The following is a 21684-nucleotide window of genomic DNA, read 5'->3' as shown; positions in this document are numbered from 1 at the left end:
CCTCACTCCGCGAACCCGGCGTGGCCACGGGCGCCTCCCTTGCTCTGCTCGGCCCGATGTCACTCCTGGCGACATTCGGACCGAGCATCACACGGGCCTCTCCACACCCGATCAAGAAACGTTCAAGGCCGCCGTACAGGCACTCGACACGACGGTGCTCGTCCTCTCCCTCCCCGGGCCCCGGCTCCCCGGGCAGTCACCCCGTGACCACCTCACCGCCCTGCACGACGTGGCGGATGTGCTTGGGGTCGGCCAGGACGCCGATGTCGGTGAGCGGGTCGCCGTCGAGTACGAGGAGGTCGGCGTGGGCTCCCGGTTCGAGGGTCCCGATCCGGCCGGTCATATTGACGAGTTCGGCCGCGTTCGCCGTGGCCGCCCGGATGATGTCGATCGGGTCCTGCACCTGCGCGCGCAGCCGGAACTCCTCGTTCTGGTGCCGGTGCATGCCGCCGAGCAGGTCGGTGCCATAGACCAGGTTCACCCCGCCCCGCGCGGCACGCTCCAGGGCGGCGAGGCCGGCGCCCAGTACCTCGTCCACCTTGCGCCAGCTGGACTCCGGCAATCCGTGCTCCCTGCCCTCCTCCTTCAGCGCCCAGTACGTGACCAGCGTCGGCACCAGGTACGCGTCGTGCGCCACGAACAGTTCCACACTGCGGTCGTCGAGCAGGTTGCCGTGCTCGATGGACCGGATGCCCGCCTCCAGGGCACGGTTGATGGCGCGCGCGGTGTAGGCGTGGGCGGCCACGTAGCGGTTGGCGGCCCGTGCCTCTTCGACGATGGCCCGCAGTTCGTCGTCGGAGTACTGGGTGGAGTCGATGCGATCGGTCGGCGAGGCGACACCGCCGGAGGCCATCACCTTGATGTGGTGCGCGCCTTTGCGGAGCTCGTCGCGTGCGGCGGCCCGTACCGCGTCGACGCCGTCGGCGACCCGGCCGAGCCCCGCGCAGCAGGGGTGGTCGTCGCTCCGGTGCGTACCGCGGCCCCGTACGTCACCGTGCCCGCCGGTCTGGCTCAACGCCCGTCCGCAGAAAAGCAGTCGGGGTCCGCGGATGAGGCCCTCCGCCTGTGCGTCGGCCAAGCCGTAGTCGGCGCCGGAGGCATCCCGGACCGTGGTGAAGCCGCGGTCCAGCATCTGCCCCATGATCCGTGCGCTGTGCGCGGCCACGTAGGACGGCGACAGGGAGGGCAGCTCGCCCAGCCCCGCGGTGAGTGCGGTGACGTGCACATGGGCGTCGATCAGGCCGGGCATGACGACAGCCCCGCCCAGATCGAGGGTCCGGGCATCGGGCGCCTTCAGCCCCGCCCCCGTCTCCACGATCCGCCCGTCGGCGCAGCGGAGGTCGCCCTCGGTGTACGCACCGTTGACGACATCGAGCAGAGTGGCGTTGCGCAGCAGCAGGGAATCGGTCATGTCCGGCCTCCGGCCTGGTCGACAAGGGCGCGCGGGGCAGGCACCACCAGTGGAGCCAGCATGCCGTGCGCGACGGAATCGGATACTTCGCCACAGCTGCCCGAGGAGCAGCAGCACAACTCGCCCGCCGGCGGGATGAGTCGATGGGCCCTCACTTCACCATGTCCTTCGCCGTCGCGGTGGGTTCGCCGCCTTCGGTGAGGTCCTCCAGCGACCGGCCGGCCGTGGACAGGCCGAAGACCACCACGCACACGACCCCGAGTACGAGCACAGCGGTGGTCAGGCCGAACACGCCGGCGAAGCCGAGGGACGCGGCGGACAGACCGATGATGGTCGGGGCGAGGATGCTGCCGATCCGGCCGAAGGCGCTGGACAGGCCGGTGCCGCTGGCCCGGATCCAGGTCGGGAAGACCTCGGGGGTGTAGGAGTACACGCCCGCGTAGGTGCCGTTGAGGAAGAACGACAGCACCGCGCCGGCCAGCGTGATCATCACGGGATCGTCCATCTGGCTCAGCCAGAACGCGCTGAGGGCCGAGCCTGCCAGGTACAGCGCGATGGTGTTCTTGCGGTCCAGCCGTTCGGACAGCCACGCGGCCGAGAAGTAGCCGGGCACTTGGGCCAGGTAGATGATGATCGAGAACTCGAAGCTCTTGGTCACGGTGATTCCGCGCTGCACGAGCAGTGTGGGGATCCAGGAGAAGAACCCGTAGTACGAGAACGTGACCACGAACCAGATCAGCCAGATGATCGCCGTACGACGGGCCATCGCCGGGCTCCACAGGAATTTCAGCGCGCTGAGCAGATTGACCTTGGGTGTGACCGTTGCGGGCCCGGCCGCGGCCTCGGCCACCGGGGGCAGCGGCCGGCCGGTGGCTGCCTCGACTCGTCGTTCCAGATCAGCGACGATCTCCTCGGCCTCGGTGTGACGGCCGTTGGCCACCAGGAACCGGGGTGACTCGGGCAGGGACCGGCGCCACCACAGCAGCATCACGATGGGCAACGCGGTGATGAGCTGCGCAACTCGCCACCCCTCGGGCAGGGTGGGGACGACGAACCGGCCGAGCAGCGCGGCGGCGACGAAGCCGAAGGAGAAGAACCCGGCCAGCGCGCCGACGAACCACCCTCGCCGGTTCGCAGGAACGAACTCGGACAGGAACGGGGCGATGATCGCGCTCTCCGCACCCGCGCCGGCGCCGGCGAGCACCCGAGCGGGCAGGAAGATCTCGTACGTCGGTGCGACCGCGGCGACGACGGAGAAGGCCACGTAGAAGGCCAGGGCGTACATCATGACCTTCTTGCGGCCGATGCGGTCGCCGAGCAGCCCGGCGGCCACCGCGCCGAACAGGAACCCGAAGGGCGCCGCCGAGCCGATCAGCCCGAGCTGGCCGTTGTCCAGGCTCCAGGCCGCCTGCGCGCTCGGGAGCAGGAAGGCGACCACGGCCGAGTCCATGCCGTCGAAGGTGTAGCCCAGGCCGCCGATCAACAGCAGGTAGTAGTGCGGGCGGCTCAGCGGGAGCCGATCCAGTCGTGCCAGCAGCGACATGCCACACCTTCCGGCGATCAGCAGCGATGAGACGGCGAGCAAAGTAACCTGCGTATTCCGCCATACGCAATACTCTTTGCACAGCCACGAAGAAGCACACGTCACCCCGGGGCCCCCGAGGGGACCCTGGCGAGATCGCGCTAGCGTGAGCATGGAGCCCGAGTCATGGGGAGGGTCATGTGACAGAGCCGGCGACCACCGGAGCCGCCGCCGCGCACCAGGCCCCGGCCGCGGACGGTTTCGACGACTGGCTGCGGGCGCACCTTCCCGACCGGGGGCTGAGCCCCAAGGCCGCCGCGGTCGTCGAGGTGCTGTTGTCGCAGCCGCGCCGGGCCTCGTACGCCTCGACCGTGGAGCTCGCACAGCTGGCGGGCGTCAACGTCGCCACCGTGACCAGAACCGCGCAGGCCCTGGGCTTCGCCGGCTGGCCGGCCCTCCAGCAGGAGCTGCGGGCCCGGTACCTGTCCTCGCTCAGCGCCCCCCAGGTGGCGGCGGAACACCGCGGCGTCACCGCACCGTCCGCGGCCTCACTGCGACGCGACCTGGACAGCCTCGCGCTGCTCAACCGGCGCTTCGACGAGGAGGCGATCCGCACCGTCGCCGAGGCCGTCGCCGCGGCCCGCCGGACCGTGGTGATCGCGGACGGCAGCTACGCCGCCGTGGGCATGGCACTGTCCCACAACGCCCGGATCGCCGGGTACGAGGTGATGTCGGTGACCCACGGGGACGCCGAACTCGCCAACACCGTGGCGACATTGCGCGCCGACGACGTACTGATCGCCATCAGCTTCTGGCGGCTCTACGAGAGCACCATCCTCGCCGCCGACGAGGCGCGCTCCAAGGGGGCCCGGGTGTTCGCGGTCACCGACGCGGCGAGCCCGGCCCTGGCCGAGGCGGCCGAACGCGTGCTGATGGTGCCGGCCGAGGGCGTGGCCTTCTTCCCCTCCCTCACCGCGGGGATGGCAGTGGTACAGGCCCTGGTCGCCCAGCTCGCCGCGGTCGACCCGGCCCGCACCAGCGCATCGGTCGAACAGGCCGAAGCAGCCTGGGCCCGCTTCGCCCTCCTCCACCGCCGCCCAACCCCACCGGACCCGACACCACAACGCCCGGCGAGGGACGCCTGAGGAGGCGCCGTTGACGACGGTGCGGGGTGCGGTCCTGCACGTGCTCGAAGGGGGCCAAGTGGTGTCGGGGGGGGGGCGAGACAGGCCGAGGTCAGGAGGCGGGCAGCCGCCACAGCTGCGTACGCGCTCTTGCTTGTTCGGCGGGCCTCTCGCGGACGAGGTGGCAGAGGTTCTCGAAGTATTCCAGCCAGCGGTTGGGGTCCGGCAGAGCGCTCTGCGCGCGTCTGGCCCGTTCCACCGCCACCAGCGGCTCCATGTGCTCCCACACCGAGATCACCGACCCTCCCAGGTAACCCGATACGGGCTCGACCTCGACCACACCGTGCGCCACGAGTGCGCCCAAGTTGTCGTAGTACCAGCCCAGTTCCCGTACCAGGTCTCGCCCTTCCTCCGGCAGGCCGGCCAAGCCGAGGGACAGGTCACAGGCGGGCAGCTCCTCATGCACGAACGACCTCGCCCGGGCCAGCCGTAGAGTCCGGTGCTCCCGAAACAGGTCCACGACCACCGGCAGTGTGTTGGCGTGCTGCGAAAGCCGTAACTGCCGCCAGGACACCGCTCCGGACACGCCGAGCGCCACCAACGACACGATCAACGCCGCAACCTCCACCGAGCCTCCACGTCATCACTATCAGTGCTTGCGCGTCGGCCGAATTTACCTTCCAGCGACCGGGGCCAGGCTGGCGGCATCGGCCGGCGGTCACTCGTGGAGGGAGCGGGCTCCTGGGCTGGTGGCGTTGAAGCGTTGGCCCGCGGCGATCTCTTCGCCGATCACCGACCAGGCGGTGTCGTCGTCCTGGAAGGGAAGCGGGTCCATGCCGCTCGTCTCCTGACGGATACGCTCGACCTCGCGCTCCAGGCGCTCGAAGCCGGCTTCCTCGTCGCCGTCGTCGCCGCTGAAGGTGAACTCCTCCAGCAGGCGCTGGAACCGGAGGGTGACCTGGAGGAGGGAGGAGGCGTCCGTGTGGAGTTCCTGCGCGGTCCCCTCGTCGGCGTCAAAGGCATGCACCTTGCCGGAACCGGGGTCGAGGGCGAGGTGGGCGTTGAGCAGCCAGCCGATGACGGGCCATTCGCCCACGTTCTGCGGGGCGTCCTCGAAGTCCTCGAAGTCCTCGATGCAGATGACGTCCTGGACGAGGGGCAGCCGGCCGTTGTTCTCGTCGGGCTCACGCAGGAGAAGTGTCCCGGTGGGGACGCCGACGGTCTGCAGGAGACGGGCGCCCTCGGTGTCCGCGGTGGAGGGCGGGAACGCGGTGGCGGGCAGGGTCACGAGCCGGTCCTCGCCGAAGATGTCGGCGAGTTCGCCGGGGGTGACGTCGAAAAGCACTGCCGGAACTCCGAACTGGGCGGCGGCACGGGCGCCGAAGGGGGATGATGAGCGGGGACGACGGGCGGGGACGCTGAGCGGGGCTGGGGCTTGACCGGGCCCCGGGCCCTCGAAGAGTATCTTGACCGGCCGTGGCGCCCCCGCGCCCTCCGGAAGCCGGGCGTACACGCTTCCGTGACTGGGCGCCCTGATTGGCCCGGCTGGTCCACCAGGGCGCCCGAAGAAGCCCGGCGCCCGGTCAGCGGGTGGCGAGGTACTCCAGCGTGTCGATCACACGGTTCGAGAAGCCCCACTCGTTGTCGTACCACGCGACCACCTTGACGTGGCGGCCGTCGACGCGGGTGAGGGCCGAGTCAAAGATCGACGAGGCGGGATTGCCCGTGATGTCGGACGACACGAGCGGGTCGTCCGAGTACTCGAGGATGCCGGCGAGCGGCCCCTGCGCCGCGTCGCGGTACGCCGCCAGCACGTCGTCGCGGGTCACGTCGCGGGCGACGGTCGTGTTGAGTTCGACGATCGAGCCCACCGGCACCGGTACGCGGATCGAGTCGCCCGACAGCTTGCCGTCGAGGTTCGGCAGCACCAGGCCGATCGCCTTGGCGGCGCCGGTCGTGGTCGGCACGATGTTGACGCCGGCGGCCCGGGCTCGGCGGGCATCGCGGTGCGGACCGTCCTGCAGGTTCTGCTCCTGCGTGTAGGCGTGCACCGTCGTCATGAATCCGTGCTCGATACCGGCGAGATCGTCCAGCACCTTGGCCAGCGGAGCCAGCGCGTTGGTGGTGCAGGAGGCGTTCGAGACGATCGCGTGCACCTCCGGGTCGTAAGCATCGGTGTTCACCCCGAACGCGAGCGTGACGTCGGCGCCGTCCGACGGCGCGCTGACGAGTACCTTCCTCGCCCCCGCGTCGAGGTGGGCGCGGGCGGCCTTGGCCGAGGTGAAGCGGCCGGTTGCCTCCAGGACGATGTCGACGCCGAGTTCGGCCCACGGCAGCTTCGCGGGTTCGCGCTCGGCCAGCACCGTGATCCGACGGCCGTCGACGACGAGGGTGTCCCCGTCGACGGTGACCGGGCGACCGAGCCGGCCGGCCGTGCTGTCGTAGGCGAGCAGCCGGGCGAGCGTGGCGGGCTCCGTCAGGTCGTTGACGGCGACGATTTCAAGGGTGCTGTCGCGTTCCAGCAGTGCGCGCAGCACGTTGCGTCCGATGCGGCCGAATCCGTTGATGGCGATGCGAGTCATGAGTGAGGTCCCTTCCCTTCCTCCTCAGGCTCGCCCGCGGCCGGCGCCGCTGACAGTGGCGGGATCGCCAGGGTTCAAAAGGATCCCGCCACGGACGGTGCAAAAGGATCCCGCGCCACGGCTCCCGCCATGCGGTGCCGGGCGGCGCAGGGTGGGTTACTCGCCGCGGGTGAAGGTGCGCCGGTACTCGCTCGGTGTGGTGCCGAGGATGCGCTGGAAGTGCAGGCGCAGGTTCGCGCCGGTGCCGAGCCCGATGTCGGCGGCGATCTGTTCGACACTGCGCTGCGAGCGTTCGAGCAGTTCGCGGGCCAGGTCGATGCGGGCGCGCATCACCCACTGCATCGGCGTGCAGCCGGTCTCCTCGACGAAGCGCCGGGAGAACGTGCGGGGTGAGACCCCCGCCTGCCGCGCCAGCGTGTCGAGGGTGAGGGGCTCGCCGAGCCGGTGCAGCGCCCACTCGCGGGTGGCGGCGAACCGTTCGCCGAGCGGCTCGGGGACGCTGCGCGGCACGTACTGGGCCTGGCCGCCGCTGCGGTAGGGGGCCGCGACCAGACGCCGGGCCGCGTGGTTGGACGCGGCCACTCCGAGGTCGCCGCGCAGGATGTGCAGGCAGAGGTCGATGCCGGAGGCGGCGCCGGCCGAGGTGAGCACGCTGCCCTCGTCGACGAACAGCACGTTCTCGTCGACCTGGACGAGCGGATGCCTGGCCATGAGCGCCCGCGTGTAGTGCCAGTGCGTCGTGGCGCGTCTGCCGTCGAGCAGGCCCGTGGCGGCGAGCGCGAAGGCGCCGGTCGAGATGGCGGCGAGCCGCGCGCCCCGGTCGTGGGCGGCGATCAGCGCGTCGACGACGGCCTGCGGCGGGTCGTCGCGGTCCGGGAACCGGTAGCCGGGGACGAAGACGATGTCCGCCCACGCCAGCGCGTCGAGTCCGTGGGCGACGGCGTACGCAAGGCCGTCACCACCGGTCACGGGACCGGGTGTCGCCCCGCACACCCGCACCTCGTACGGCATGCTCGCGCGGGTCGTGAAAACCTGCGCGGGAATTCCGACGTCGAGCGGCTTCGCGCCTTCGAGCACAAGGACGGCGACGCGATGCAGGCGGGAGGCTGGCACAGGAAGAGGTTACGTTCATTGCAGTCCACCCTTCGCATCTCGATGACCGCACGCTTCACGAACGCCGCCCTCAGACCGTACGGAAGCCCTGAACCGCGCGGGCTCCCCGGGTGCCGAGCGGAGGGCCAGCGGCAGTGGATTGCTCGGGGGCATGCGGGAAGTGCAAGGATGGCGGGCATGGACTTCCTGCGCAGGAACAACGTCACCGTTACGGGCAATCCGGAGGGGCCGGCGGTGGTGCTGGCTCACGGATTCGGCTGTGACCAGAACATGTGGCGTCTGACGGTGCCGGCCCTGGCGGACGACTACCGCGTGGTGCTGTTCGACTACGTGGGCTCCGGCCGGTCCGACCTGTCGGCTTTCCGGGAGGACCGTTACGCGGACCTGGACGGCTACGCGCAGGACGTCGTGGAGATCTGCGAGGCACTTGACCTGCGCGGAGCGGCGTTCGTGGGGCACTCGGTCAGCGCCATGACCGGTGTGCTGGCCGCCGCCAAGGCTCCGGAACGCATCGGCTCCCTGGTCATGGTCGCGCCCTCGCCCCGCTACATCGACGATGACGGCTACCGCGGCGGGTTCAGCGCCGAGGACATCGAGGAACTGCTGGTGTCGCTGGAGTCCAACTATCTGGGCTGGTCGGCCACCATGGCCCCGCTCATCATGGGCAACCCGGACCGCCCCGAGCTGGGCGAGGAGCTGACCAACAGCTTCTGTGCCACCGATCCGGACATGGCCCGCGTCTTCGCGCGCACCACCTTCCTGTCCGACTCCCGCGACGAGCTGACAACGGTCGGTGTGCCGACGCTGGTACTGGAATGCACCCAGGACGTCATCGCCCCTCGCGAGGTCGGCGCCTTCGTCCACACGCAGATCCCCGGCTCGACACTGATGACGCTCGACGCCACCGGCCACTGCCCGCACCTGTCCGCGCCCGACGCCACCAACCAGGCAATCACCGGCTTCCTCGCGGGCCTGCGGTGGTGAGCCGAACCGGGCAACAGCCGGACCCGTCCGAGGCCGGCGACGAGGAAAGCGCCGAAGCTTCTGGCCACGAGGGGGCGGCCGAGTCCGCGGCCGGGGGTCCGGGAGACGGCGCAGCCGACAACGCGACGTTCGCCGCGCTCCTGGAAGACAGCGCGGAGGAGCTCTACGAGACCGCTCCGTGCGGCTACCTCTCCACGCTGATGGACGGCACCATCGCGAAGATCAACACAACGCTGCTGGACTGGCTCGGGCTGGACCGGCAGGCCGTGGTGGGGCGGTTGCGGTTCCCCGACCTGCTCACCGTGGGCGGCAAGCTGTACCACGAGACACACTTCGCCCCGCTGCTGCGCATGCAGGGCGAACTCAGCGGCATCGCGCTGGAGATCAAGGCCACCGACGGCACACGGATGCCCGTCCTGGTCTCCTCGGCGGTGAAGTTCAGCAGCGAGGGCGAACCGCTGCTCATCCGTACCACCCTCTTCGACGCCCGCGACCGCCGCGCCTACGAACAGGAACTCCTGCGCCGCCAGCAGGAAGCGGAGGCGGCCCGCAAACAGGCGGAGGCCGACCGGGCACGGCTGCAGGAGGCGCTCGCCGCGCTCCAGCAGAGCCTGCTGCCCGCCTCGCTCCCCGCGGTGCCCGGGATGGCGTCGGCCTCGTACTACCACACCGCCTCCCCCGACCAGCTCGGCGGCGACTTCTACGACCTGTTCCCCCTCGACGGCAAGCGCTGGGCGTTCTTCCTGGGCGACGTGAGCGGCAAGGGCCCCGGGGCCGCCGCCCTCACCTCGCTGACCCGCTACACCCTGCGCGCCGCCGCCCTGCACGATCCCGACCCGGCCGCCGCGCTGACCACGCTCAACACCGTGCTGCACGAGCGGTACACCGGCAGTGACGCGCGCTACTGCACCACCATCTTCGGCGTCCTCGAACCCGACGACGTCAGCGGCCACGTCACCGTACGGCTCGCCTCCGGCGGCCACCCGCCGGCCCTGGTCCTGCGCGCCGACGGCGAGTGCGACTACCTGCCCACTCCCGGCGGGCTGCTCGTCGGCGTCCTGCCGGACCCGCACTTCACCGCCGCCACGGCAGTGCTCGGTCGCGGCGACACCATGCTGCTGTACACCGACGGTCTGACCGAGGCCCGTACCGGCCCCGACCGCGAGCTGTACGGAGACGAAGCCCTGCGCACGTTCGCCGCCGGCCACGCCGGGGCATCGCCGCAGGCCCTGATCAAGGCCCTGACGGAGCTGCTGGACAGCTTCGATGAGGGCCTGGACGACGACACCGCCCTGCTCGCCCTGGGCATTCCCCACGCACCCCGGCCGGCTTCCACTCCTGGCCCGGCCCCGACGACGAACGCCTGAAATGAGCTCACTGCGAATCGCTGTCCGAGAAGCCACCGCCGGTCCCGTAGTGGAGATCGACGGCGAACTGGACCACGTCACCTCCGATGAACTGCGTACGCGCGTCAGCGGCCTCACCTTGAAGGCGGAGGGGCGCCTGACGATCCACCTGGCGGGGATGGAGTTCTGCGACTCCAGCGGCATCACCGCTTTGCTGGCCGCCCGCAACCACGCCCTCGCGGCCGGTGCGGACATAGTCCTGACCGCCGTGCCCGCCAACACCATGCGGATCCTCCGCATCGCCGGCCTCGACCAGGTCTTCCGCATCGAGACCGCCGACAGTACCGACACCGACACGGCCGGCGCGCTCTGACCGTTTCACGACGCGGCCGGGGCGAGCCGGGAACCCGAACGGGCGGCCGTTGACGGTACATCGAAGAGGCGGAGACCCGGCCGACACACCGTAGAGGTCAGTCGACCGGCACCGGTGCCTGCATGCGGCTCCACACAATGCCTTCGACACCTCGCAAGAAGGTCTCGGAGATCAGCGCAGGGTCGAAGAGGCAGCCCGCCGCCATGGCGCCGTCCCGCAACATGGCCAGGTGACGCGCATCGGCGTCCGCGGGAGTGTCACCGATGCGCGCCAACAGGTCTGTGACGGTGTCGAGGAACCACTGCCGGTGCCGCAGAACGGCCTGGTGGACCGGGTGGGCCGGGTCGGGATACTCGGCCACCGCGTTGAGGAAGGCACATCCCCGGAACCCCTGGGACCGGATGCCGTCGGTGATGGCCCTGGCGACGGCGCGCACGGCGTCGGCGGCCGGCCCGGTGTCTGCCCGGGCGGCGGCGAGCTGCCCGCGCATCATCCGGTCGGCCTGGTCGAGGTAGGCCAGGACAAGGTCTTCCTTGCCCGAGAAGTGCCGGTAGAGCGTTGCGCGGGTCACCTGCGCCTCGGCGATGATCCTGTCGATACCGACGGAGTGGATGCCCTCCGCGTAGAAGATCCGGGTCGCCGTGTTCAGCAGTCGCGTGCGCGCTTCCGATGTCTTGCCACTGCCGTCGTTGCTGGTCCGCGTCATGCGCACAGTCTACGCACCGCGAGGGAGAACGTTCGGTCTTGACTCCGAGGCGCATCCCCGCGCATCATCTCGCACAAGAAGACAGAACGTTCTCCCTCGCGAACGTTCTCCCTTGCAGGCGTTTTCCCTCACAGGGGAATGTCCGCGCTCCGGCCACGCCCCGTCGCCCCGCCCCAGGAAGGCACTCCCATGGACACCCTCGTCGGCCCCGCCTCCGCCCCTCCCAGCGCTTCTGCGGCCCTGCGCAAGCTGTACTTCCTGCGCTTCGCGTTCGCCGCGGCGTGGGCCGGGCTGCTGTTCGCGACCGCCTCGAAGCTGGGCCCGCTGACCGCGGCCCTACTGGTGATCTATCCCCTGTTCGACGTGGCGGCCGCGGTCGTCGACGTACGGTCCGCCAAGGCGAACGGCGGTCCTGTCCGAGGCCTGTACGTCAACATCGCGCTGAGCACGCTGACCGGCATCGGCCTGGCCCTCGCCGCCACGTCCGGCATACCCGCCGTCCTGCGGGTCTGGGGCGTCTGGGCCATCACCGCAGGACTCGTCCAGCTCGTCGTCGGCGCCCGTCGACGACGGCTGGGAGGTCAATGGGCGATGATCGTCAGCGGCGCCATCTCCACCCTCGCCGGCGCGTCGTTCTTCGCACAGGCCGGCACCGATGGCGCCTCGCTGAGCAGCCTCGCCGGCTACGCCTTCCTCGGCGGCGTCTTCTTCCTCGTCTCCGCGCTCCGCATGACACGCGCCGACAAGGTCAACGCGACAGCCTGACGCGCACCACCACGCACCGCGGCCCGATCGGCACTTCCACCGATCGGGCCGTACTCGCCGGACGGCTTCACGGTACGCAGACCGACACCACCCAGGCCAACACGCAAACTACCGCTCGCGCCCTCGGCGGGCCCGACGGGCGAACGCCGATCAACGCGCGAGCCCGATGGCGAATCTCCACCGGAGGGCATGGCAGGCGTGGCCCGCGTGCATAAGAAATCGAACACGTGGTCTAATTCGAGCCATGGCGCGAAGCACCCCTTTTCCTCAGGACCTGATCGACGCGCAGCGCGACTGGAACCGCACGTATGCCGCCCTCGCCGCGCGGCCGGCTCATACGACGGCGCTGCGCCGGCGGCTGCAGCTGCTCTCCGCCCGGATCGCGGCGCATCCGTTCTGGACGGCGACCGAGCGACGCTCGGCGGCTACCCGGGCGGAGCTGCGCAGGCAGGCCCGTGCACTTGAGGAGCGGGAGGCGGAGTCGTGCGGGAGGAGCTGAGCGAGCGGCAGGAGCGCATGCTGGCCTGCATCCGGGAGTGGATCGCCGAGCACGGCGAGGCTCCGACGGTGCGGGAGATCGGCCGTCGGGTGGGGCTGTCGAGCCCGTCGTCGGCGCTGTACCAGCTGCGGCAGCTGGAGGAGCGCGGCCTGATAGTGCGTACCGGAGAGCGCACGCGTTCCTATCGGCTGCGCTGAGCGGTCCGCGCCTGCCCCCCGGCTCCTGCGTGGTTCAGTAACCGGCTACAGGCGCGCTCGCGTGGCTGACCGGGACGGTGTGGGTGACCCACGACGTTCCGGTGTGGACGTGCAGCAGGAAGGACGTGGGCTCGGCGAGGTAGTGGAACGAGGAATCGCTCAGGGTCAGTCCGGTCTGGAGGTGGGTGCTGGGCGCGATGGCCAGCGTGCTGCCGGCGAAGGCGGCGGTGATGGGCCGGTGGATATGGCCCGCCAGGACGCGTACGACACGCGGATGGCGGCTCACGACCTCGGCCAGCTCGGCACCGTCCTCCAGCCGGAAGCCGTCCATGAAGGGGAGGCCGACCGGGACCGGCGGGTGATGCAGACACACCAGCGCCGGGACGTCGGCCCGACGCGCCAGCACCTCCTCCAGCCAGGCCAGCTGGTCGCCGCCCAGGCGGCCGCCGGCAGCCCCGGGAACGTGGGAGTCCAGGACGACGACGGTGAATCCCGGGTGTTCCACGGCGTAGTGCGTCTGCTTCGCACCGCCGAGGAAGTCGGTGCCACCGAAGGCGTCCCGCAGGGCCTCGGGATCGTCGTGATTGCCCGCGACCAGATGCAGCGGCAGCGGGAAGTTGCGGATGACCTCGTGCAGGGCCGCGTACTCCTGCGGGCGGCCTCCGTCGACCAGGTCCCCCGTGATCACCACGGCGTCCGGCAGCGGATCGAGCGCCAGCACACGGCCGAGCGCACGGTTCAGTCCCGCGGCCGGCGCACCGCCCAGCACGCCGGCCGTGAGGTGTGGATCGCTGAGGTGAGCAATCATCAGTGTCATGCCCGCACGTTTCACCGTGCGGTCAGCCTCCGGCTACCGATCACGCTCAGGGCGAAACGCGAGAACGCGAGGAGCACGAGTGCACGGGAGCGTGAGAATACGAGAACAACCCGTACTGGGCGCGCACTTGGGGGCGGCCGCCCCGTGAAAGTCATTCCTCCAGCGCTGCCGCGATGTGGTCGAGGTCGGCGAGCAGGGCGGCCATGCGGTCCTGCGGGATCGCGTCGACCATGCGTTGCTCGACGGCGTAGACGGCGGTTTGCACCGCGGCCAGCCGCGTACGCCCTTCCTCGGTGAGCCGAGCGGGCCGGGCGCGGCCGTGGTCGGCGGCGTCGGGACGGGCGATCAGCCCCGCTTCCTGCAAGCCCCGCAGGACGACGTTTCCGGACTGCCGCGTGACGAAGGTCGCGCGGGCGAGGTCGGCGTTGGACATGCCGGGGCGCAGGGCCAGGAGTTCGAGGGTGGAGTACTGCGGCACGGTCAGTCCGTGCTCACGCAGGACCTTGTCCATGGCGCCACGCAGGGCGGACTGGGCGCGTTTCAGCAGGTATCCCACGTGCTGGGTGACGTCCTCCGCGCGGTGGGGCGGCTCGGGCGGCATGCTCTCTTTCATGTCAGCATTTTGACATAGGTCGATCCGTCGCCCTAGTCTCACTCATGTCAAAGTCCTGACATGCGGCAGCGGCATCGCCATCTGGTGCGCGTGGTGGCGTTGTGCGCGTTCCGGCACACGGACATACGGATCGAGAAAAGGAATCCCATGACTGTCAGCATCGACGGCCCCGACTTCGTCGCCCTCCAGGTCCGCGACCTGGAGGCGGCCGCCACCTTCTGCGAGCGACACCTGGGGCTGCGCCGGGCCGCGTTCTCGCCGCCGCACGCGGTCGTGTTCGACACCAAACCGACCCCGTTCGCCGTGCGCGAGCCGCTCCCGGGCGTCGACCTCGCCGAAACCGTACGGCCCGGCCTCGGCGTGGCGCTCTGGTTCCGAACCTCGGACGCCCACGCGCTCCACGATCAGCTCACCGCCGCCGGAGTCAAGATCCTGACCCCCGTCACCGACAGCCCCTTCGGGCCGATGTTCTCCTTCGAGGGCCCCGAGGGGTACGCACTCACCGCACACGGAGGCTGACCGCAACTTCCGACCGTCCCGGCCACAGCGCTCAGCCGGTCACAGCGCTCAGCCGGACACGGCACTCAGGGGGCAGCGCTCAGGCCGACTCGCCGGGCCGCAGGTACCGGTAGTCGGTGGTGGTCGCCTCGGCGAGCCAGCCGTTGACACTGCTGAGGCCGCGGTCGTTGAGCTGTGCGTCGTGCATCGCGATCGCCCGCCGCGGCGCGATCGCCTTGACGAAGTCGATCGCTTCCGCCGTCTTCACCCACGAGCCGTGGACCGGGACCAGCAGCGTGTCGATCGGCTGGTCCGGCACGTGCAGAGAGTCGCCGGGGTGGTGGACCGCCTCGTCGATGACGTAGCCGAGGTTCGCGCAGCCCGGTTGACCGTCGTACACGGACGCGTGGCGGCCGCCGACCGCCTGCACACGGAAGCCGGCGGCCAGGAACTCCGCACCGGGCGACACCCGGGTCACCTCCAGCCCCCGTATGTCCGACTCGGCAGGGGCGTGGACCGGGACGCCGAGGCCGGCCAGCCGCAGGACATCGATGTGGTCGGCGTGTTCGTGCGTCACCAGCACGGCGTCCGCGCCCGTGAGCGCCGCCGGCTCGCTCCACGTTCCGGGATCGACGACCAGCACGCGGCCATCCCTCGCCAGCCGTACACAGGCGTGGGTGTACTTGGTTACCCGCATGGCAAGCGAACCTACTGCGGTGCGCCCAACGGCGGCAGGCACACAGCCGGCTGACGCATTAACAGTCCGCGTCAACAGTCAGCGTGGAGCGCCGCCGAATCCGATCTCGTTTCCGTCCGGGTCCCGATAGGTGACCTTGCGTACGCCGTTGGAGTAGGTCTCGCGGTCGGTGGGCTCCAGCCCCCGGTCGGCGATGCCTGCCACGCGTGCGTCGAGGTCGTCGACGAAGAGCGTGTGCATGGCGTGGCCCGCGTGCCCGGGCCGGTGCTCGACGTACACATACCGGTGTTCCGCCAGCTCCCATACGGCTTCGGAGTCGTTCGGGAGGAACGCCGGCGGGGCGCCGAGCAGCCGCTCGTACCAGGCCAGCGCTGCCGCGTAGTCACTCACTGGGATGCCTGCGAAGAGGTCGACGGCCATGCCCGCCATGCTAGGTCCACCGGCGCCCCGCATCGCGGCCCGACTCGCCCCGTCGGCATGAGGCCGGCTTCGAGGCACCGGCCGCCGCGGAAATTCAGATGTCTGCGGCCGCACGGAGGAGTAATGTGCCACCTCGGCTAGTGACCATTACTCAGTAGGTGATGCAGGTGCTGTAGGTGATGACCGCTCAGCAGGTGAACCACCGAGTGAACTCTTGCTCCGGCCGTCGATACGGCCGCCACGGCTTCGGGAGGGCATGATGGTTGCGGACATTGTCAGAACCTGGGTGGCGGGCTGGGCCGTGTCCCGAAGGACGCCTCCGCCGGTCGAGATGCCCTGGGGGTTCTACATCTCGGTGGCCGACAGCCCCTCCGAGGTGGGACGCCATGTCCTGCCCAGAACCGAGGAGCCGTTGGTCCGCGACGCCGCCGCCTCGGTGTCCGAGCCGCGGACCTGGATGAAGATGCCGGCGGAGCCGGAGGAGATCGAGCCGTGGATGTCCCGGGGGTGGGTGGTGGCCTGGGAGTGCACGGGACATCTGATGGCCGTTGACCTGGTCGCCACGCGTCCGGTCGCGCCCGAGGGGTACACCGCGTCCGTGGATACCGTCGGCGGCGTCACCTGCGTCCGGGTGCTGGACGCGGCCGGCAGGCCGGCGGCCCAGGGGCAGCTGGCGGCCTTGGGGGAAGCGGTGGTCGTCGACCGCGTGCTGACCGAGAAGACCCACCGGCGGCACGGGCTGGGCGCCTTCGTGATGCGTACGCTCGCCGACCGTGCCGTGGCGGACGGCGCGACGCTGGGCGTGCTCGGCGCGACCGATGCCGGGCGCGCACTGTACGAGTCGCTGGGCTGGAAGAAGCACGCGACGCTGGCGGAGTGCGTCTACCGGCCCTGAGTCCGGGCGCGAGCCCACCGTACGCGCAGGTGGTGAGCGGTGCGGTTGGCCCACCCCGTGGTGTGGGCCCCCGTGGTGTGGGCCTTCCCATGATGTGCGTCCCCCCGTCGTGTGGGTCATCCCGCGGTGTCCGACACCGGATACGGCACGAATGTGGTGCTGTTCTGGTCGATCTCCAGGGGACGGCCGAGGGGCGGGGCCGCGCGTTGGGGGCAGTCGAGGCGTTCGCAGACGCGGCAGCCCATGCCGATGGGGGTGGCGGCCGAGGCGTTGGCGAGGTCCAGCCCCGCTGAATAGACGAGACGGTGGGCGTGCCGGATCTCGCAGCCCAGGCCGATGGCGTAGGTCTTGCCCGGTTCGCCCCAGCCGCCGCGGTGCCGGGTGACGGCACGCGCCGTCCAGAGGTAGCGCTGGCCGTCCGGCATCTCCGCGACCTGGACGTGGATGCGGCCGGGCGCCGCGAACGCCTCGTAGACGTTCCACAGCGGGCAGGTGCCGCCCGCCCGGGAGAAGTGGAAGCCGGTCGCGGACTGCCGCTTGGACATGTTGCCGGCCCGGTCGACGCGGACGAAGGAGAAGGGCACGCCGCGCAGCCGCGGGCGCTGGAGCGTGCTCAGGCGGTGGCAGACGGTCTCGTAGCCGAGACCGTAGCGATCGGTGAGGCGCTCGATGTCGTAGCGCACCTCCTCGGCCGCCGCGTGGAAGGCGGAGTACGGGAGGATCAGCGCGGCGGCGAAGTAGTTGGCGATGCCGATGCGGGCCAGTGCGTGGGCGGGTGAGCCGGGCGGGAAGTCCTCGGCCGCCTGCCGGTCCAGCCCGTCGTCGTACTCCAGCAGGGCCAGTTGGGTCGCGAGGCGGAAGGCGCGCTGCCCGGGGCGCAGCCGGGGCGACAGGTGCAGGGTGCGGGTCGCCTCGTCGTAGTGGTGCAGGTGGCGGGCGGTGCCGGACGCGGCGAGGCGGACGCCGTGCGTGTCGGCCAGCCGCGCCGTGAGCGCGCGGACGACGTCGCCGGGCCGGATGCCGATCTCCTCGGCGAGCCGCTCGGCCGCGAGGTCGGTGTCGTGCAGGTAGTTCTGGCGGCGGTAGAAGAAGTCCCGGATCTCTTCGTGCGGTGAGTGCGGCAGCGCGCGGCCGGTGTCGCGGCCGTCGGCGGCACCCGCCAGCCGTTCGGCCAGCGCCTGATTGCGGCGCCCCAGGTCAACCAGTACCTGTGCCACCGAGGGCATGCGCGAGGCCAGGTCGGCGAGGTCGGACGGGGACACCCGGGAGTCGGCGACCTCACCGGCCAACGCCTCGCGCAGGTCCGCCAGCAGCCGGCTCGTGTCGCGCTCGGAGAAGAAGCCGGGGTCGATGCCGAAGGTCTCGGTGAGCCGCAGCAGTACCGGGACGGTGAGCGGGCGGGAGTCGTGCTCCATCTGGTTCAGGTAGCTCGGGGAGATGCTCAGTGTGCGGGCGAGTTCCGCCTGGCTCATCCGGCGTTCCTCGCGCAGTCTCCGCAGCCGCGCCCCCGCGTAGGTCTTGCTCACCAGCGCTCCTCCTCCGTGTGCGGAACGGTCACAGCGTACGGGGAAAGGCGCACGGTGGAGCCTTCGCAATGTTGGCAAAAAACGGTGAGAAGATTCGCAAAGGTTGGCATGGGTCCACACTTGTTGGCACTCAGTGCCAGTGCGAGAGTCGCAGTGTGGCCCACCGGAACCGACCGGCACCGCCCGCAACCGGGACCCGATTCCTGCTCTGACGTCGGCAATCCCGGCACTGTTGGCAGCCTGGACCGGCAGCATTGCTCACCAGCACCTCCCCCGGTGACGGTGGGCCGCAATCCGCTTCGAGACACGCAGTGCCGCTCGTACGAGAAGAACGTACGGGATTGGCAGACACAACAGACCGCAGACACAACACACCGCACACAACAGACCGAGGAGACGGTGACAGTCATGGCAGAGGCGAGGACGCAGGCGGCCGGGGAACTCGCGCGGCGCTGGGCCACCGACCCCCGGTGGCAAAGCATCGAGCGCACCTACACCGCCGAGGACGTGGTCCGGCTCGCCGGCAGCGTCCGCGAGGAGCACACTCTCGCGCGGCGCGGTGCCGAGCGGCTGTGGCGGCAGCTGCACGAGAGCGACTACGTCCACGCCCTGGGCGCGCTGACGGGCGGTCAGGCCGTGCAGCAGGTGAAGGCCGGCCTCCAGGCGATCTATCTGTCCGGCTGGCAGGTCGCCGCCGACGCCAACCTGGCCGGCCAGACCTACCCCGACCAGAGCCTCTACCCGGCGAACTCGGTGCCGCAGGTGGTGCGCCGGATCAACAACGCACTGCTGCGCGCCGACCAGATCGCCACCGCCGAGAACACCGGGGACACGACGGACTGGCTCGCCCCGATCGTCGCCGACGCAGAGGCCGGCTTCGGCGGCCCGCTGAACGCCTTCGAGCTGACCAAGGCCATGATCGCGGCGGGTGCGGCCGGCATCCACTACGAGGACCAGCTCGCCTCCGAGAAGAAGTGCGGCCACCTCGGCGGCAAGGTCCTGGTGCCCACCTCCCAGCACGTCCGCACCCTCAACGCGGCCCGGCTGGCCGCCGACCTCTCCGACGTACCCACCGTCATCGTCGCCCGCACCGACGCACTCGCCGCCAACCTCATCACCAGCGACGTCGACGAGCGCGACGCCGAATTCCTGACGGGCGAGCGGACCGCCGAGGGCTTCCACCGGGTCCGCAACGGCATGGCTCCCGTCATCGCCCGCGGGCTCGCCTACGCCCCGTACGCCGACCTGATCTGGGTCGAGACCGGTACCCCGGACCTGGCGCAGGCCCGCGAGTTCGCCGAGGCGATCCACGCGCGGTACCCGGACCAGATGCTGGCCTACAACTGCTCGCCGTCCTTCAACTGGAAGGCCGCGCTGGACGACGACCAGATCGCCAAGTTCCAGCGGGAGCTGGGCGCGATGGGCTATAAGTTCCAGTTCATCACGCTGGCCGGCTTCCACTCGCTCAACCACGGCATGTTCGACCTGGCCCGCGGCTACGCCGAGCACGGCATGACCGCCTATGTCGACCTGCAGGAAAAGGAGTTCGCCGCGCAGGAGCACGGCTTCACCGCCGTCAAGCACCAGCGCGAGGTCGGCACCGGCTACTTCGACCTGGTCTCCACCGCCGTCAACCCCACCTCCTCCACCACCGCGCTGGCCGGCTCCACGGAGGCGGAGCAGTTCCACTAGGCCGCCCCTCCGAGGTCGCCGCCCGGTCCGCCCGGCCGAGCGGGGGTCGGACGACCGTCCCCGTCCGCCCCCGCTCCCTCCCTCCCGCAGGAGAACCCGATGACCATCACCGCACCGCCCGCCCACCGTGTCCGCGTCCTCGCCGCGCCCGGCGACCGCCACGACGAGATCCTCACGCCCGCCGCCCTGGACTTCGTCGGCCGGCTGGCCGCGGCGTTCGGCGGACGCCGCCGGGAGCTGATGAAGGAACGCCGCCGACAGGCGCTCCGCCTCGCCAGCGGCTCCCCGCTCGACTTCCCCCTGGTCACGTCCGCCGTCCGGGCCGACCCCGACTGGCGGGTCGCACCGCCGGCACCCGGCCTGACCGACCGCCGCGTCGAGATCACCGGCCCGCCCGAGCCCCGGATGGCGGTCAACGCGCTGAAGTCGGGCGCCCGGGTGTGGATGGCCGACTTCGAGGACGCCACCTCACCCAACTGGGAAAACATCATCGGCGGCCAGATCGCTCTGCTCGACGCGGTCCAGCGGCGTATCGACTTCACCACCCCCGACGGCAGGGAGTACCGGCTCGCCGGCCACGACCGGCTCGCCACCCTCGTGGTCCGGCCGCGCGGCTGGCACCTGGACGAGGCGCACCTGGAGTACGACGGAGCGCCGGTGCCCGCCGCACTCGTCGACTTCGGGCTGTACTTCTTCCACTGCGCACAACACCGGATCGACGCCGGCCAGGGCCCGTACTTCTACCTGCCGAAGCTGGAGAACCGCCACGAGGCCCGGCTGTGGAACGACATCTTCGTCACGGCCCAGGAACTCCTGGGCATTCCGCGGGGCACGGTCCGCGCCACCGTGCTCATCGAGACGATCACCGCCGCGTTCGAGATGGAGGAGATCCTCTACGAACTGCGCGAGCACAGCTCGGGCCTCAACGCGGGCCGCTGGGACTACCTGTTCAGCATCGTCAAGACCTTCGGACACCGCACCGACTTCCTGCTGCCGGACCGCGCGAAGGTGACGATGACCGCTCCGTTCATGCGCGCGTACACGGAGCTGCTGGTACGCACCTGCCACAAACGGGGCGCCCACGCGATCGGGGGCATGGCGGCCCAGGTGCCGAGCAAGGACCCGGCCACTCACGAAGCGGCGCTCGCCAAGGTGCGGCTGGACAAGGAACGCGAGGCGGAGGACGGTTTCGACGGCTCCTGGGTCGCCCATCCCGGCCTCGTGCCGGTGTGCCGCGAGGCGTACGACGGTGTGCTGGGTGACCGGCCCCACCAGATCGACCGGACGCGGGACGACGTGGAGGTGACGGCGGCGCAGCTGCTGTCCGTGCGCCGGATCAGCGAGCGGCCCACCGCGGAAGGCGTGCGTACCAACATCGCGGTCGCCCTGCGGTACTTCGCCGCCTGGCTGCACGGCCGCGGTGCGGTCGCCCTGGACGGTCTCATGGAGGACGCGGCCACCGCCGAGATCGCCCGCGTCCAGATCTGGCAGTGGCTGCGGCACCGGGTCCTGGACCGGGAGACGGTCCTGCGGCTGCTCGACGAGGAAGTCGAGTCGCTCGGCGCCGAGTACCCGTGGGCGCCCGTCGACGAGGTGCGGGAGCTGTTCGAACGCAACGCGCTGGCAAGCCAGTTGCCGCTCTTCTTCACTCCGGACGCCTACACCGCCCACCTCGTGCGCCACGTGGAGCAGCCGTGAGCGCGGGCATCCGGCGCGTCGGGGCCGTCGGCGGCGGGCCGCTGGGCGCGGGCATCGCGGAGGTGTACGCGGGCAGTTCGACCGGACCCGAGCCCCGCCTCGACCAGTCCGGCCGGGGTTTCCCCATGTACGGCCGGGACCGAGATCCCGGCACGTCCGGGCGGAGGGTGCCCGGACCACCGGGCTGAGGGGCCCGGAAGGCACCG

The 21684-nt window shown here is 70.7% G+C and carries 24 protein-coding genes; 12 read left to right on the top strand and 12 right to left on the bottom strand.

Going from position 1 to position 21684, the window contains the following annotated elements; translation table 11 throughout:
- Positions 1 to 196: 196 nt before the first annotated feature.
- Complete coding sequence (locus ACZ6WH_RS17705; protein WP_469729346.1) at positions 197 to 1411, bottom strand: metal-dependent hydrolase family protein; 1215 nt, start codon at positions 1409 to 1411, stop codon at positions 197 to 199.
- A gap of 151 nt (positions 1412 to 1562) precedes the next feature.
- Complete coding sequence (locus tag ACZ6WH_RS17700; protein ID WP_469729345.1) at positions 1563 to 2954, bottom strand: MFS transporter; 1392 nt, start codon at positions 2952 to 2954, stop codon at positions 1563 to 1565.
- A gap of 179 nt (positions 2955 to 3133) precedes the next feature.
- Here ACZ6WH_RS17700 and ACZ6WH_RS17695 point away from each other — a divergent pair, with 179 nt between their 5' ends.
- Positions 3134 to 4078: a MurR/RpiR family transcriptional regulator gene (locus ACZ6WH_RS17695; protein WP_469729344.1), complete on the top strand. Its 945-nt coding sequence runs from the start codon at positions 3134 to 3136 to the stop codon at positions 4076 to 4078.
- Positions 4079 to 4169: 91 nt separating this feature from the next.
- On the opposite strand, the gene ACZ6WH_RS17690 is transcribed toward ACZ6WH_RS17695, so the two are convergent.
- The 4 genes from ACZ6WH_RS17690 to ACZ6WH_RS17675 all read right to left on the bottom strand — a co-directional run bounded on the left by ACZ6WH_RS17690 (position 4170) and on the right by ACZ6WH_RS17675 (position 7752).
- On the bottom strand, positions 4170 to 4685 hold the full coding sequence (locus tag ACZ6WH_RS17690) for a DUF4760 domain-containing protein (protein ID WP_469729343.1): 516 nt from the start codon (positions 4683 to 4685) through the stop codon (positions 4170 to 4172).
- 90 nt (positions 4686 to 4775) lie between these two features.
- Positions 4776 to 5402 (bottom strand): SUKH-4 family immunity protein, encoded by a 627-nt coding sequence (locus ACZ6WH_RS17685; RefSeq protein ID WP_469729342.1) that lies wholly within the window; start codon positions 5400 to 5402, stop codon positions 4776 to 4778.
- A 238-nt stretch (positions 5403 to 5640) separates the two neighbouring features.
- The gene (gap, locus tag ACZ6WH_RS17680; RefSeq protein ID WP_469729341.1) at positions 5641 to 6639 is read right to left on the bottom strand and encodes a type I glyceraldehyde-3-phosphate dehydrogenase; all 999 of its coding nucleotides are present in this window, start codon (positions 6637 to 6639) and stop codon (positions 5641 to 5643) included.
- 156 nt (positions 6640 to 6795) lie between these two features.
- The gene (locus ACZ6WH_RS17675; RefSeq protein WP_469729340.1) at positions 6796 to 7752 is read right to left on the bottom strand and encodes a GlxA family transcriptional regulator; all 957 of its coding nucleotides are present in this window, start codon (positions 7750 to 7752) and stop codon (positions 6796 to 6798) included.
- Between the two features lie 177 nt (positions 7753 to 7929).
- Between ACZ6WH_RS17675 and ACZ6WH_RS17670 the strand changes: the two genes are divergently transcribed.
- Genes ACZ6WH_RS17670 through ACZ6WH_RS17660 form a run of 3 tightly spaced genes read left to right on the top strand, consistent with a single transcriptional unit; the run spans position 7930 to position 10455 of the window.
- Complete coding sequence (locus tag ACZ6WH_RS17670) at positions 7930 to 8736, top strand: alpha/beta fold hydrolase (RefSeq protein WP_469729339.1); 807 nt, start codon at positions 7930 to 7932, stop codon at positions 8734 to 8736.
- Entirely contained in the window at positions 8733 to 10103 is a 1371-nt protein-coding gene (locus ACZ6WH_RS17665; RefSeq protein ID WP_469729338.1) for a PP2C family protein-serine/threonine phosphatase, read from the top strand. Before ACZ6WH_RS17670 ends, ACZ6WH_RS17665 begins: the two co-directional genes overlap by 4 nt.
- 1 nt (position 10104) lies before the next feature.
- The gene (locus ACZ6WH_RS17660) at positions 10105 to 10455 is read left to right on the top strand and encodes an STAS domain-containing protein (RefSeq protein ID WP_469729337.1); all 351 of its coding nucleotides are present in this window, start codon (positions 10105 to 10107) and stop codon (positions 10453 to 10455) included.
- A 97-nt stretch (positions 10456 to 10552) separates the two neighbouring features.
- On the opposite strand, the gene ACZ6WH_RS17655 is transcribed toward ACZ6WH_RS17660, so the two are convergent.
- Positions 10553 to 11161: a TetR/AcrR family transcriptional regulator gene (locus ACZ6WH_RS17655; RefSeq protein ID WP_469729336.1), complete on the bottom strand. Its 609-nt coding sequence runs from the start codon at positions 11159 to 11161 to the stop codon at positions 10553 to 10555.
- A 189-nt stretch (positions 11162 to 11350) separates the two neighbouring features.
- On the opposite strand from ACZ6WH_RS17655, the gene ACZ6WH_RS17650 reads away from it, so the two are divergent.
- The 3 genes from ACZ6WH_RS17650 to ACZ6WH_RS17640 all read left to right on the top strand — a co-directional run bounded on the left by ACZ6WH_RS17650 (position 11351) and on the right by ACZ6WH_RS17640 (position 12622).
- Positions 11351 to 11926 (top strand): hypothetical protein, encoded by a 576-nt coding sequence (locus ACZ6WH_RS17650; protein WP_469729335.1) that lies wholly within the window; start codon positions 11351 to 11353, stop codon positions 11924 to 11926.
- A 244-nt stretch (positions 11927 to 12170) separates the two neighbouring features.
- Entirely contained in the window at positions 12171 to 12425 is a 255-nt protein-coding gene (locus ACZ6WH_RS17645) for a hypothetical protein (RefSeq protein WP_399707115.1), read from the top strand.
- Positions 12410 to 12622 (top strand): LexA family protein, encoded by a 213-nt coding sequence (locus tag ACZ6WH_RS17640; protein ID WP_361554113.1) that lies wholly within the window; start codon positions 12410 to 12412, stop codon positions 12620 to 12622. The genes ACZ6WH_RS17645 and ACZ6WH_RS17640 overlap by 16 nt, the downstream gene beginning before the upstream one ends.
- Before the next feature lie 34 nt (positions 12623 to 12656).
- Here the strand turns inward: ACZ6WH_RS17640 and ACZ6WH_RS17635 are convergent, their stop codons facing one another.
- Positions 12657 to 13439, bottom strand: coding sequence for a phosphodiesterase (locus ACZ6WH_RS17635; protein WP_469729334.1), 783 nt, complete (start codon positions 13437 to 13439; stop codon positions 12657 to 12659).
- Positions 13440 to 13590: 151 nt separating this feature from the next.
- Positions 13591 to 14052 (bottom strand): MarR family winged helix-turn-helix transcriptional regulator, encoded by a 462-nt coding sequence (locus ACZ6WH_RS17630; protein ID WP_469729333.1) that lies wholly within the window; start codon positions 14050 to 14052, stop codon positions 13591 to 13593.
- Positions 14053 to 14199: 147 nt separating this feature from the next.
- On the opposite strand from ACZ6WH_RS17630, the gene ACZ6WH_RS17625 reads away from it, so the two are divergent.
- Positions 14200 to 14571 (top strand): VOC family protein, encoded by a 372-nt coding sequence (locus tag ACZ6WH_RS17625; RefSeq protein WP_469729332.1) that lies wholly within the window; start codon positions 14200 to 14202, stop codon positions 14569 to 14571.
- Positions 14572 to 14650: 79 nt separating this feature from the next.
- Here ACZ6WH_RS17625 and ACZ6WH_RS17620 read toward each other — a convergent pair whose 3' ends face one another.
- Together ACZ6WH_RS17620 and ACZ6WH_RS17615 are read right to left on the bottom strand one after the other, a co-directional pair.
- Positions 14651 to 15247 carry an MBL fold metallo-hydrolase gene (locus ACZ6WH_RS17620; RefSeq protein ID WP_469729331.1) on the bottom strand — a complete coding sequence of 199 codons (597 nt, stop codon included), beginning with the start codon at positions 15245 to 15247 and terminating at the stop codon, positions 14651 to 14653.
- Positions 15248 to 15325: 78 nt separating this feature from the next.
- The gene (locus ACZ6WH_RS17615) at positions 15326 to 15667 is read right to left on the bottom strand and encodes a VOC family protein (protein WP_469729330.1); all 342 of its coding nucleotides are present in this window, start codon (positions 15665 to 15667) and stop codon (positions 15326 to 15328) included.
- A 259-nt stretch (positions 15668 to 15926) separates the two neighbouring features.
- Between ACZ6WH_RS17615 and ACZ6WH_RS17610 the strand changes: the two genes are divergently transcribed.
- Complete coding sequence (locus ACZ6WH_RS17610) at positions 15927 to 16562, top strand: GNAT family N-acetyltransferase (protein ID WP_469729329.1); 636 nt, start codon at positions 15927 to 15929, stop codon at positions 16560 to 16562.
- Positions 16563 to 16678: 116 nt separating this feature from the next.
- Here ACZ6WH_RS17610 and ACZ6WH_RS17605 read toward each other — a convergent pair whose 3' ends face one another.
- Entirely contained in the window at positions 16679 to 18088 is a 1410-nt protein-coding gene (locus ACZ6WH_RS17605) for a short-chain fatty acyl-CoA regulator family protein (protein ID WP_469729328.1), read from the bottom strand.
- Positions 18089 to 18496: 408 nt separating this feature from the next.
- On the opposite strand from ACZ6WH_RS17605, the gene aceA reads away from it, so the two are divergent.
- From aceA to ACZ6WH_RS17590, 3 genes are all read left to right on the top strand, one after another.
- Entirely contained in the window at positions 18497 to 19780 is a 1284-nt protein-coding gene (gene aceA, locus ACZ6WH_RS17600; protein WP_469729327.1) for an isocitrate lyase, read from the top strand.
- 99 nt (positions 19781 to 19879) lie between these two features.
- Positions 19880 to 21478: a malate synthase A gene (gene aceB, locus ACZ6WH_RS17595; protein ID WP_469729326.1), complete on the top strand. Its 1599-nt coding sequence runs from the start codon at positions 19880 to 19882 to the stop codon at positions 21476 to 21478.
- Positions 21475 to 21666, top strand: coding sequence for a hypothetical protein (locus ACZ6WH_RS17590; protein WP_469729325.1), 192 nt, complete (start codon positions 21475 to 21477; stop codon positions 21664 to 21666). The genes aceB and ACZ6WH_RS17590 overlap by 4 nt, the downstream gene beginning before the upstream one ends.
- Positions 21667 to 21684: the final 18 nt, after the last annotated feature.

It is taken from the genome of Streptomyces sp. NPDC050806, from assembly GCF_055586425.1.
Note: the sequence above shows the minus strand (reverse complement) of the source record. Positions and strands in the feature narration are given on the sequence as shown.